Source organism: Actinosynnema sp. NPDC049800, from assembly GCF_040656635.1.
In the GTDB taxonomy this organism is placed as follows: Bacteria; Actinomycetota; Actinomycetes; order Mycobacteriales; family Pseudonocardiaceae; genus Actinosynnema.
The window spans coordinates 188,424-199,558 of record NZ_JBFAMT010000002.1; the positions used below are offsets into that span (position 1 = coordinate 188,424).

Here is an 11,135-nt window from a genome sequence, read left to right on the forward strand (position 1 = left end):
ATCACTCCTCGTTGGTCTGGGTGGCGGTGGCCGGTGCGCCGGCTCCGCCTGCGGTGTTCTCCGCCTCGGCGGTCGCCTGGTCGCCGGCGCGACCGCCGGTGGTCTGATCGCCGGCTCGACCGGCAGTCATCTGATTGCCGGCTCGGCCGGCGGCGTTCTCCCGCCGGAACGACTCGTAGACGTCGAGCAACACCTGTTTCTGCCGCTCGGTCAGGTCGGGGGCGGTGACGATGGCGTCCGCGAGGGCCCCGCCCTCGCGCTGCTCCAGGATCCCGGCCTCGACGTACAGCGCCTCCGCCGAGATCCTCAGCCCCTTGGCGATCTGCTGCAGGATCTCCGCGCTCGGCTTGCGCAGGCCCCGTTCGATCTGGCTCAGGTACGGGTTGGAGACCCCGGCGAGCTTGGCCAGCTGCCGCAACGAGATCTTGGCCGTGTTGCGCTGCTGGCGGATGTACTCGCCGATGTCGCGGCCGAGATCGGCCACCGCCTCGTCGATGGACTTGTCCAACTTCGCGGCACCTCCTCGATCCACCGTCGACGGTACGCGGAGGTGCTAGCTGCTGCAAGCGCTCTGCTAGCGATCGGGACGTGTGCTCGCCCACAGCGCTACGGTGGAGCGCGTGGACGTTGCGGCGAACCTGCGAGCCCGGCTGACCGACTCGCTGCTGGCCGCGGGCGTGTTGCGCGACCGGCGGTGGGCGGAGGCGTTTCGCCAGGTCCCGAGGCACGCGTTCCTGCCGGGGTTCTTCGTCCAGCGCCCCGACGGCGCGTGGGAGCCGGTGACCGCGGAGCACCCCGACCACCTCGCGCTCGCCTACCGCAACGACGTCTGCGTGACCCAGCTCGACAACGACGACCGGGCGTGGGAGCAAGCACTCGTCACCGGAGCCGTGACGGGGGTACCCACCAGTTCGTCGAGCATGCCGACGATCATGGCGATCATGCTGGAGGCCCTGGCCGTCGCGCCGGGCGACCGGGTGCTGGAGATCGGCACCGGCACCGGCTACAACGCCGCCCTGCTCTGCCACGTGCTCGGCGGGGACCGCGTGACCTCGATCGACGTCGACCCCGGCGTGCTGGTGCGCGCCGAGGCCCGGCTGGCCGCCGCCGGCTACCACCCGACGTGCGTGCTGGGCGACGGCGAGCAGGGGCACGCGCCGCGCGCTCCCTACGACCGGATCCTCGGCACGTGCGCCGTGTCCCGCATCCCGACGGCGTGGCTGGAGCAGACCGCGCCCGGCGGGGCGATCGTGACCACGTTCAACCGGGCCATCGGCGCCGGTCTGGTGCGGCTGACCGTGCGCGACGGGCAAGCCACCGGTCGCGTGCTGCCGGAGGACGGCCGGTTCATGCCGTTGCGCGCGCACCGGCAGGAGTGGGCGGACGAGGCGCTGCTGGAGGCCCTGACCGAGGAGCCGACGACGTCCCGCACGACCCTGCTGTCCTCGCGCAGCGTGCTGGACCCGGCCGGCGGCTTCGAGTTCTTCGCCGGGCTGGCGCTGGCCGAGGTGGCGGTGGCGGCCGACCCGATCCGCCTCGTGCACCCCGACGGCTCGTGGGTCCGGCACCGCGGCGCCGTCGTGGACCAGGGCGGTCCGCGGGCGCTGTGGGACGTCGCCGAAGCCGCCTACCGGCAGTGGCGCGCGCTGGGCAGGCCGCGCCGCCACCAGTTCACCTTCACCGCGACGCCGACCTCCCAGTACTTCGCCCTGGACGGCACCGACCTGACCTGGCCACTCCCGTAAGCCCACCCGCGCGTCCCGCGTTCGGAACACCCGGAGTCGACGCCCGGACCGGGCCGGCGGGCCGTTCAGTCGAGCAGTTCCTCCAGGAAGCTGCGCTTGCGGCGCGGGTAGTGCGGCTGCGGCGCGTAGTACCCGCCCGGGTAGGCGGCGGGCGGCGGCACGGCGGGCGCGGTGCCGGGCGGCGGCTGGTACGGCGGCGGTGGGCCGGTCGGCGTGCCGGGAGGCGGCTGGTAGGGCGGAGGCGGACCGGCGGCGGGCGCGGGCGGCACGGCGGCCGGCTGCTGCCCGCCCTCGACCGGGACGTCGCCGTCGGCCGGCAACGTCCCCTCGATCGGCACGACCGCCGTCGGCTCGGCGGCCGGCGCCGCCACCGGGACGGGCACGGGTACCGACACGGGCACGCCCTCCGGCCGGTACGGCTGCGCGTAGTGCGCCCGCTCGGCGGCGATGATCTGCTCCAGCTCGCCGCCGTCCAGGAAAACGCCCTTGCAGTTCTCGCACTGCTCGATGTGCACGGAGCCACGGCTGATGGTCCGCATGAGGTCCTGGCATTTCGGACAGATCACGCCTTCGAGGGTACGCACGACACAAGGGTCACCGCGTCACCACCATCCGTGATCGTTCAGTCATGATGCGTTGGTGTCCAGATTCCGCCAACGGGCCGTGCTCACGGGGTGCGTGCTGGCCGCCGTGCTCGCCGCGGCCGGCCTGTTCGTCACCGACTACGGCATCGACCCCGAGCTGTGGCTGTCCGGCCTCGCCCTCGGCTTCCTCGCGCTGCTCGCGGCGCTGGACCCGTGGCTGCACCGCAGGCGGGCCGCCGGCCTGTCCACCGACGACAACCTCGACGCCGCCACGAGCGCCCTGGCCCGCGCCCTGCACGCCCAGTGGAACGAGGAGTGCCGCGCCCGCGGCCTGGAGGACCACGCCCTCGACCTGCACTGGAGCGCCACGCAGGGCGAACCCGGGCACAGCGACGCCGTCGTCCGCGCGTTCCAGCGCAACCGGCGCATGGTGTTCCTCGGCGAGCCCGGCGCGGGCAAGAGCACGACCGCGATGCTGCTCGCGATCGGCCTGCTCGACCGCCACGTGGACGGTCCGGTGCCGGTCCTGCTGCCGCTGTCCACGTGGAACCCGGAGGCGGAGGACGTCCGCACCTGGATGACCCGGCGGCTGTACGAGGACCACCCGGCGCTGCGCAACACCGAGCTGTACGGCAGCTACGCGGGCGACCTGCTGGTCGAGCAACGCCGCGTGTTCCCGGTCCTCGACGGCCTCGACCAGCTCCCGCCCGCGCGCCGCGCCGACGCGCTGGACCGCATCAACCGCGCGTTCCCCGGCTCGCACCCGCTGGTCCTGACCAGCCGCACGGACGAGTTCGCCGAGGTGAACGGCACCGTGGCCGGCGCGCAGGTCGTGCAGTTGCAGCCGTTGGACCTGGAGGAGGTCGCGGGCTACCTGCGGTCGGTGGCGGACCCGGTGTCCGCCGCCCGCTGGGAGCCGGTCTTCCTGCACCTGCGCGACGAGCCGGACGGCCGGCTGGCCGACGCGCTCTCCACGCCGCTGGCGGTGTGGCTGGCGGGCGTCGTCTACGGGTACGGCGAGCCGAGCGAGCTGCTGGACCGGGTCCGGTTCCCCGACCGCGCCGCCATCGAGAACCACCTGGCGGACCTGCTGGTCGACGGCGCGTTCGGCGACCGCGGGGTGGCGCACCAGGTCAGGGCCAGCCAGGTCTGGCCCAAGGACAAGGCGGCCCGCTGGCTGGCGTTCCTGGCCGGCGAGATGCGGCGGCGCGGCGTGCGCGAGCTCGGCTGGTGGGACCTGCGCCGCTCGGTCGCCGGCACGTGGCTGGCGCTGCTCGGCGCGGTCGCGCTCGGCCTGATCGGCGGCTTCGGCGTCGCCTGGCTGATGGCCTACGCGAGCACGCCGAAGCTGGCGCCGATCACCGGGCTGGCCGCCGGGCTCGCGGTCGCGGTGGCCGCGCTGTACGCGTCCGGGCACCGCGCGCCGAAACCCCGGCTCGGCGTGTGGCGCAGCCTGGTCGTGGTCAGCGGTGTGCTGGGCACGGCGGCGGGCCTGGTGTTCGGCGCGCTGTACGGGCTGTCCGCGGGCCTGGTCGTCGGCCTCGGCATCGCGGTGGCGGTGGCGCTGCGGTTCGGGTTGGGCAGCACGGCCGAGCTGAGCCACCCGTCCAGTCCGAAGTGGACGATGGCGCGGGACCGGGTCGCGGTGTGGACCGGGTCGCTGGTGCTGGCCGTGGTGTTCGGCGCGGCCGCCGGGCTGGTGTTCGGGCCGGCCCAGTCGGGCATGGTCGGGCTGGGCCTGGCGTGCGGGCTGATGCTCGGCTTCACGCTGTCCGTGCTGCACCTGCGCTGGTGGTGGTTCACCGTGGCGCGGATCTGGCTGGCGGCGCGCGGCAAGCTGCCGTGGGAGCTGATGGTGTTCCTGGAGGACGCGCGCAAGCTCGGCGTGCTGCGCCAGGCGGGCGCCGTCTACCAGTTCCGGCACGCGCTCGTGCAGGACCGGCTGGCGGGCGCGCGCCCCTCCCAGGTCACGTCAGACGCTTAGCTTCCGCAGCCGGCCGATCGCCTCGTCCAGCACCTCGTCACGCTTGCAGAACGCGAACCGCACCAGGTGCCGCCAGTCGTCCGGGTGGTCGGTGAACACCTGCACCGGCACGGCGGCCACGCCGATCCGGCCCGGCAGCTCGCGGCACAGCTGCGCGCCGTCGGTGAAGCCGAGCGGCCGGACGTCCGCGGTGATGAAGTAGGTGCCCTCGCTGGGCCGCACCGCGAACCCGGCGTCGGCCAGGCCGGCGGACAGCCGCGACCGCTTGTCCTGCAGCGACGTGCGCAGGCCCTCGACCCACTCCAGCTCGTGCCGCAGCGCGTGCGCCACGGCCGGCTGGAACGGCGCGCCGCCGACGAAGGTCAGGAACTGCTTGGCCGCGCGCGCCGCGCCGACCAGCTCGGCGGGGCCGCACGCCCAGCCGATCTTCCAGCCCGTGCAGTTGAACGACTTGCCCGCGCCGGAGATCGTCACGGTCCGCTCGGCCATGCCGGGGAACGTGGCCAGCGGCACGTGCGCGAGGCCGTCGAACACCAGGTGCTCGTACACCTCGTCGGTGATCGCCACGAGGTCGTGCTCGACGCACAGCGCGGCGACGGCGGCCAGCTCCACGTAGTTGAGCACGGTCCCGGTCGGGTTGTGCGGCGAGTTGAGCAGCAACGCCCTGGTCTTCGGGCCGATGGCGGCGCGCAGCGCGTCGACGTCGAGCCCGAGCCGGCCCGTGCCCGGCTCCTCGACCAGCCCCACCGTGCGGCGGGTCGCGCCGGCCAGCGCCACGGACGCCGCGTAGGAGTCGTAGTAGGGCTCGATGAGCACGACCTCGTCACCGGGCTCCACCAGCGCCAGCAACGTCGCCGCGATGGCCTCCGTGGCGCCGACCGTCACCAGGATCTCGGTGTCGGGGTCGTAGTGCGTGCCGTAGCGCGCGCGGTGCTCGGCGATCGCCTGGCGCAGCTCCGGCATGCCCGGACCGGGCGGGTACTGGTTGAGACCGCCGTCGATGGCGGCCTTGGCGGCCGCGAGCATCCCGGCCGGGCCGTCGGTGTCCGGGAAGCCCTGCCCGAGGTTCACCGCCCCGGTCCGCGTGGCCAACGCCGTCATCTCGGCGAAGATCGTCGAGGTGAACGGCCTCATCCTGGTGACTAGCGCTGGTGCCCGCACAAGGCCGAATCTTCACGGACAATGGCGCCGTGGAGCAACTGACCCCCGCTGACCAGCTCAAGCGCCAGGGCCTGCGCCGGATGAAGCTCGTCGCGACCGGCTTCTTCCTGGCCGCGACCCTGATCTTCGTCGTGGCACTGCTGTTCGAGGACGGCGGCCCGGCGTGGCTCGGCTACGTCCGCGCGGCGGCCGAGGCGGGCATGGTCGGCGCGCTGGCCGACTGGTTCGCCGTGACCGCGCTGTTCCGCAGGCCGCTCGGACTGCCGATCCCGCACACCGCGATCATCCCGACCCGCAAGGACAGCTTCGGCGACGCGCTGGGGTCGTTCGTCGGGACGAACTTCCTGTCCGAGGCGGTGGTGCGGGACAAGCTGCGGCGGGCGGGCATCGGCCGGCGGCTCGGCGAGTGGGTCGCGCGGCCCGAGCACGCCGAGCGGGTCACGTCCGAGCTGGCCAACGTCGTGAAGGGCGCCGTGACCGTGCTGCGCGACGACGACGTGCAGGCCGTGGTCGAGCAGGCGCTGGTGCGGCGGTTGGTCGACCAGCCGTGGGGTCCGCCGCTGGGCAGGCTGCTCGGCCAGGTGCTCACCGACGGCGCGCACCACAAGCTCGTGGACCTGGTGTGCGACCGGGCGTACGACTGGGTGCGCGACAACTACGACAAGGTCATGGGCGTGGTGTCGGACCGGGCGCCGACGTGGTCGCCGAAGTTCGTCGACTCGCTGCTCGGCGACAAGGTCTACAACGAGCTGCTGAACTTCGCGTGGGCGGTGAAGACCGACGTCAACCACCCGATGCGGCTGGCGGTGGACCAGTTCCTGATCGAGTTCGCGGGCGACCTGCGGACCGACCCGGCGACCATGCAGCGGGCCGAGCAGGTCAAGCAGCAGCTCGTGACGCACCCGGACGTGCAGCGGCTCATCGGGTCGGCCTGGGGCACGGCGAAGAAGATGCTGCTCGACGCGGCCGAGGACCCGTCGTCGGAGCTGCGCAAGCGCGTGCGCGAGGGCCTGATGACCTTCGGCCGCCGGATGGTGGAGGACGAGTCGCTGCGCGAGAAGGTCGACGGGTGGCTCGAGGGCGCGGCGGGGTACGTGGTGACCAACTACCGCGACGAGATCACCACGCTGATCACCGACACCGTCGAGCGCTGGGACGCCGAGGAGACCTCGCGCAAGATCGAGCTGCAGGTCGGCCGCGACCTGCAGTTCATCCGGATCAACGGCACGGTCGTCGGCGCGCTCGCGGGCCTGGCGATCTACACCGTCAGCCAACTGGTGACGTGACCTGAGCGTTCGACCCGGGGTACCTGGACGCGGGACACGCGCGTTCCGGCACCCCGGGTTCCCCGTTTCAGGTCACGCTCAGGGCGCGCCGTTCCCGCCAGTTGCGGGCCTTCTCCCGGTTGCCGCACGTCTGCATCGAGCACCAGGTGCGCGAGCGGTTGCGCGAGCGGTCGAAGAACGCCCACCGGCAGTCGTCCGCCTGGCAGATCTTGAACCGCTCCCACGACCCGAGCACGGCCAGCCGCGCCGCCGCCCCGAGCACCGCGCCGAGCGCGTCGGTGCTGGACATGGTCGGCACGCCGTGGCTGAGGTCGACGCGGATCAAGCCCGCGACGGGGGTCGGATCGGGTCCGTCGTGCCGTTCACCCAACGAGGCCCGCAACGAGGCGCGGACGGCGCGGACCTCGTGCGGATCACCCGCCCGGCCGAGGCCGCGTTCGGTGACCCACGCGCGCCAGGCGGCGGCGCTGTCCAGCACGTCCGTGCCGAGTTCGAGGTCTCGGGTGTTCAGGAAAGCGAGCAGCAGCTCCACATCGTGTTCCGCATCGCCGGCTCGACCCTGCGTGAAAGCCGCGTGGTCCCAGCCGGCCGCCAGACCAGTCACCCCTCCACTGTAGGCGTCGGAGCCACGCGATGTGGCGAAGTAACCGTCAAACCATCACGATCGGTTACTCCCACAGCCCGGTCGGACCAGCGGCCACCCTGCGCCGATCGGGCTATGAACCGTGTGTATACATCGTGTGTATAGTGCCTGCCATGTCGATCGGACACACCCTGCTGGGGCTGCTCGAAAAGGGTCCACGGCACGGCTACGACCTCAAGAAGGCCTACGACGAGCGCTTCGGGCAAGGCCGGCCGCTGCACTACGGGCAGGTCTACACCACGCTCTCGCGCCTGCTCCGCAACGGCCTGGTCGAGGAGGCGGGCGTCGAGTCGGGCGACGGCCCCGACCGCAAGCGGTACGCGATCACGGACGCCGGCGTGACGGACGTGGAGCACTGGCTGGGCACGCCCGAGAGCCCGGAGCCCTACCTGCAGAACACGCTCTACGCGAAGGTCGTGCTGGCCCTGCTGTCCGGTCGCAGCGCGGACGACGTGCTCGACGTCCAGCGCGCCGCCCACCTGACCACGATGCGCGAGCTGACCAAGCGCAAGGCCGAGGGCGACCTCGCCGACCAGCTGATCTGCGACCACGCCCTGTTCCACCTCGAAGCCGACCTGCGCTGGCTGGAGCTCACCGCCGCGCGCCTCGGCAAGCTCAAGACGGCGGTGACCACATGAGCGTCGACCCGACCAACGGCGGCCCGACGGGCGGCGACCTGATCGACGGTGCGGGCGCGCGGACCCTGCTGGAGGCCGTGGACCTGCACAAGTCGTTCGGCCCCACGCCCGCGTTGGACGGCGCCGGCCTGAGCGTGCGCGCGGGCGAGGTGGTGGCCGTGATGGGCCCGTCCGGCTCCGGCAAGTCCACCCTGCTGCACTGCCTGGCCGGCATCCTCACGCCCGACAAGGGCACCGTGCGCTACCGCGACGTGGAGCTCAGCGCGATGGGCGACGGCCCGCGCAGCGAGTTGCGGCGCACCGACTTCGGGTTCGTGTTCCAGTTCGGCCAGCTGGTGCCGGAGCTGACCTGCCTGGAGAACGTGGCGCTGCCCCTGCGGCTGGGTTCGGTGAAGCGCAAGGAGGCCGAGTCCCGCGCCCGCGAGTGGCTGGAGCGGCTGGAGGTCGCAGACGTCGCGGACAAGCGCCCCGGCGAGACCTCCGGCGGCCAGGGCCAGCGGGTCGCCGTGGCACGCGCCCTGGTCACCGGACCGCGCGTGGTGTTCGCCGACGAGCCGACCGGCGCGCTGGACTCGCTCAACGGCGAGCGCGTGATGCAGCTGCTGGTCACCGCGGCGAAGGAGACCAACGCGGCGGTGGTGCTGGTGACGCACGAGGCGCGGGTGGCCGCCTACTCCGACCGCGAGGTCGTGGTGCGCGACGGCAAGTCCCGCGAGATGGAGCCCGTCACGTGAAGCAGTGGTTCGCCGACCTCGCGCTCGGCGTCCGGCTGGCCCTCGGCGGCGGGCGCACGTCGTGGGTCCGGCTGGCGCTGACCGGCGCGGGCATCGGCCTCGGCGTGGCCGTGCTGCTGGCCGCGTCGTCGGTGACGAGCGTGCTGACCGAACGCGCCGAGCGGCAGTCCGCGGCCGGGCCCGTGTACGCCGAGGCGGTGTCGGGCGACGTGCTCTACATGACGTTCTGGAACACCGACTACCGCGGCGTGGCGATCACCGGGCACTTCGTCCGCGGCACCGGGCCCGGCGCGCCGGTGCCGCCGGGCACGTCGAGGGTGCCCGGCGACGGCGAGATCCTCGTGTCGCCCGCGTTGGCGGACCTGCTGGCCGCGCCGGACGGCGAGCTGCTGCGGGCGCGGTTCCCGCAGGAGGTCGTCGGCACGATCGGCCAGGCCGGTCTCGTCGCGCCGCACGACCTGAAGTTCTACGCGGGTGACGCGTCCGTCGGGGCGGACGGGGAGAACGCGATCACCGGCTTCGGCGGCGAGGTGACCGAGCGCGAGCTCGAGCCGGTGCTGATCCTGCTGGTCATGGTCGGCTCGGTCGCGCTGCTGTTCCCGGTGCTGGTGTTCGTCGGCATCACCACCCGCCTGGCGGGCGCCGAACGGGACCGCAGGCTGGCGGCCTTGCGGCTGGTCGGCGCGGGCGCGCACCGGGTCCGCCGGATCGCGGCCGGCGAGGCGTTGCTCGGCGCGGTCGTCGGGCTGGCCGTCGGCGCGGCGCTGTTCTTCACCGCACGCCAGTTCGTCGAGGACGTCCGGCTGCTCGGGATCAGCGTGTTCGTCGGCGACCTGACGCCGTGGCCGCCGCTGGCGGCGCTGATCGCGGTGCTGGTGCCCGTGATGGCGGTGGTGACGTCGGTGGTCGCCATGCGCCGCACGGTGGTCGAGCCGCTGGGCGTGGTGCGCCGAACGAAGCCCGTGCGACGGGTGCTGTGGTGGCGCGTGGTGCCGATCGCCCTCGGCGTGGCCGCGCTGCTCAGCCAGGCGGGCGCGTTCGGCGGCGAGGCGGTCCAGGGTTCCGACGTGATCGTGATCGGCGGGATCATCCTGCTGCTGCTCGGCATCCCGGTGCTGCTGCCGTGGGTGGTCGAACGCGCGGTGGGCCGGATGCGCGGCGGCGCGCCGTCGTGGCAGCTGGCGATCCGCAGGCTCCAGCTGGAGAGCGGCACGGCGGCGCGCGTGGTCGGCGGCGTGGCCGTGGTCCTGGCGGGCGGGATCGCTTTGCAGTCCGTGATGGCCAGCGCGGAGACCAGGATCGTGGAGCAGCCGACCCCCGAGGCGGACAAGGGCAAGATGGTGGTCAGCCTGCAGGACTCGCCGCCCGAGGCGACCGAGAAGATCGCCGTGGAGCTGGCCCGGTCGGCCGGCGTGCGGCAGGCGCACCCGATGCGGAGCGCGTCGCTCAGGTCGGGCGCGGACCAGTACCACATGGCGACGATCGGCAGCTGCGAGGCGTTGCGGACGCAGGCGGTGCTGCCCGACTGCCAGGACGGCGACACCTTCTACGTCGACCCCGGCTCCTCGCACCGTTCCGGCTACGAGAAGCTCGTGGCGGGCCAACGGGTTTCGACGCGCGTGGACTCCGAGGGCAACCCGGTGCCGGGACAGGAGTGGACGGTTCCCCCGTTCACCGTGGTCCAGCCACCGGACGACACCGGCATGTACCGGGCGGGCCTGCTGGTCACGCCGTCGGCGGCGCGGGAGCTCCCCGCCGACCCCGACGACTCCAGCGTGCTGGTGCAGGTGGACCCGGACCGGCCGGACATCGCCGAGCACGTCCGCAACGCCCTGGCCCCGCTGACGTGGCGCGCCTACACGTCGTACTTCGGCCAGGTGGACGTGGCCGAACGCGTGAAGGAGTTCCAGAGCATCCGCCAAGCCCTGCTGGCCGGTTCGCTGGTCACGTTGCTGCTGGCGGGCGCGAGCCTGCTCGTGCTGGCGCTGGAGCAGGTCCGCGAGCGCAGGCGGCCGCTGGCCGTGCTGGCCGCGAGCGGTGTGCCGCGCGGCGCGCTGAGCCGGTCCCTGCTCTGGCAGAACGCCGTGCCGCTGCTGTTGGCGCTGGTCGTGGCCGTGAGCGTGGGCAGCGGTCTGGCGGTCCTGCTGCTGCGGATCATCTCCCAGCCGATCCTGCTCGACTGGTCCGGGATCGGGGTGCTCAGCGCCGCCGCCGCACTGCTGGTCGTCGTCGTGACGCTGCTGTCGCTGCCGTCGCTGCGGCGGGCCACCGGCGCCCTCGGCCTGCGCTCCGAGTAGGTCCGAGGCGGGCGTCGCCGCCCCTGACGCCCCCAAGCCCGGGGCGGCGACGCCAACTCGGTC

At 73.3% G+C, this 11,135-nt stretch carries 10 protein-coding genes; 6 read left to right on the plus strand and 4 right to left on the minus strand.

Translation table 11 applies throughout. The features are described 5' to 3' along the window. Position 1: 1 nt before the first annotated feature. On the minus strand, positions 2 to 508 hold the full coding sequence (locus AB0I91_RS03560; RefSeq protein ID WP_499612870.1) for a helix-turn-helix domain-containing protein: 507 nt from the start codon (positions 506 to 508) through the stop codon (positions 2 to 4). 112 nt (positions 509 to 620) lie between these two features. On the opposite strand from AB0I91_RS03560, the gene tgmC reads away from it, so the two are divergent. Continuing rightward, positions 621 to 1,745, plus strand: a complete 1,125-nt coding sequence (gene tgmC / locus AB0I91_RS03565; protein ID WP_499612872.1) for an ATP-grasp peptide maturase system methyltransferase — start codon at positions 621 to 623, stop codon at positions 1,743 to 1,745. Between the two features lie 65 nt (positions 1,746 to 1,810). Here tgmC and AB0I91_RS03570 read toward each other — a convergent pair whose 3' ends face one another. Further along, the gene (locus AB0I91_RS03570; RefSeq protein ID WP_498776222.1) at positions 1,811 to 2,311 is read right to left on the minus strand and encodes a TFIIB-type zinc ribbon-containing protein; all 501 of its coding nucleotides are present in this window, start codon (positions 2,309 to 2,311) and stop codon (positions 1,811 to 1,813) included. Between the two features lie 73 nt (positions 2,312 to 2,384). Here AB0I91_RS03570 and AB0I91_RS03575 point away from each other — a divergent pair, with 73 nt between their 5' ends. Beyond that, on the plus strand, positions 2,385 to 4,313 hold the full coding sequence (locus tag AB0I91_RS03575) for an NACHT domain-containing protein (RefSeq protein ID WP_499635025.1): 1,929 nt from the start codon (positions 2,385 to 2,387) through the stop codon (positions 4,311 to 4,313). On the opposite strand, the gene AB0I91_RS03580 is transcribed toward AB0I91_RS03575, so the two are convergent. Then, a complete protein-coding gene (locus tag AB0I91_RS03580; protein ID WP_498776218.1) occupies positions 4,302 to 5,474 on the minus strand; it encodes a pyridoxal phosphate-dependent aminotransferase in 1,173 nt (390 codons plus the stop codon). The genes AB0I91_RS03575 and AB0I91_RS03580 overlap by 12 nt on opposite strands. 29 nt (positions 5,475 to 5,503) lie before the next feature. On the opposite strand from AB0I91_RS03580, the gene AB0I91_RS03585 reads away from it, so the two are divergent. Beyond that, entirely contained in the window at positions 5,504 to 6,760 is a 1,257-nt protein-coding gene (locus AB0I91_RS03585) for a DUF445 domain-containing protein (RefSeq protein WP_498776216.1), read from the plus strand. A 67-nt stretch (positions 6,761 to 6,827) separates the two neighbouring features. Here the strand turns inward: AB0I91_RS03585 and AB0I91_RS03590 are convergent, their stop codons facing one another. Continuing rightward, positions 6,828 to 7,364, minus strand: a complete 537-nt coding sequence (locus AB0I91_RS03590) for a CGNR zinc finger domain-containing protein (RefSeq protein WP_498776214.1) — start codon at positions 7,362 to 7,364, stop codon at positions 6,828 to 6,830. Positions 7,365 to 7,516: 152 nt separating this feature from the next. Here AB0I91_RS03590 and AB0I91_RS03595 point away from each other — a divergent pair, with 152 nt between their 5' ends. Genes AB0I91_RS03595 through AB0I91_RS03605 form a run of 3 tightly spaced genes read left to right on the plus strand, consistent with a single transcriptional unit; the run spans position 7,517 to position 11,072 of the window. After that, entirely contained in the window at positions 7,517 to 8,041 is a 525-nt protein-coding gene (locus AB0I91_RS03595; protein WP_498776212.1) for a PadR family transcriptional regulator, read from the plus strand. Further along, a complete protein-coding gene (locus AB0I91_RS03600) occupies positions 8,038 to 8,775 on the plus strand; it encodes an ABC transporter ATP-binding protein (protein ID WP_498776208.1) in 738 nt (245 codons plus the stop codon). Before AB0I91_RS03595 ends, AB0I91_RS03600 begins: the two co-directional genes overlap by 4 nt. Further along, positions 8,772 to 11,072, plus strand: a complete 2,301-nt coding sequence (locus AB0I91_RS03605) for an FtsX-like permease family protein (protein ID WP_499635029.1) — start codon at positions 8,772 to 8,774, stop codon at positions 11,070 to 11,072. The genes AB0I91_RS03600 and AB0I91_RS03605 overlap by 4 nt, the downstream gene beginning before the upstream one ends. Positions 11,073 to 11,135 lie beyond the last annotated feature (63 nt).

Coding starts and splice junctions, on each gene's coding strand:
- AB0I91_RS03600 (WP_498776208.1), top strand. CDS start 8,038: ATGAGCGTCGACCCGACCAACGGCGGCCCGACGGGCGGCGACCTGATC.
- AB0I91_RS03595 (WP_498776212.1), top strand. CDS start 7,517: ATGTCGATCGGACACACCCTGCTGGGGCTGCTCGAAAAGGGTCCACGG.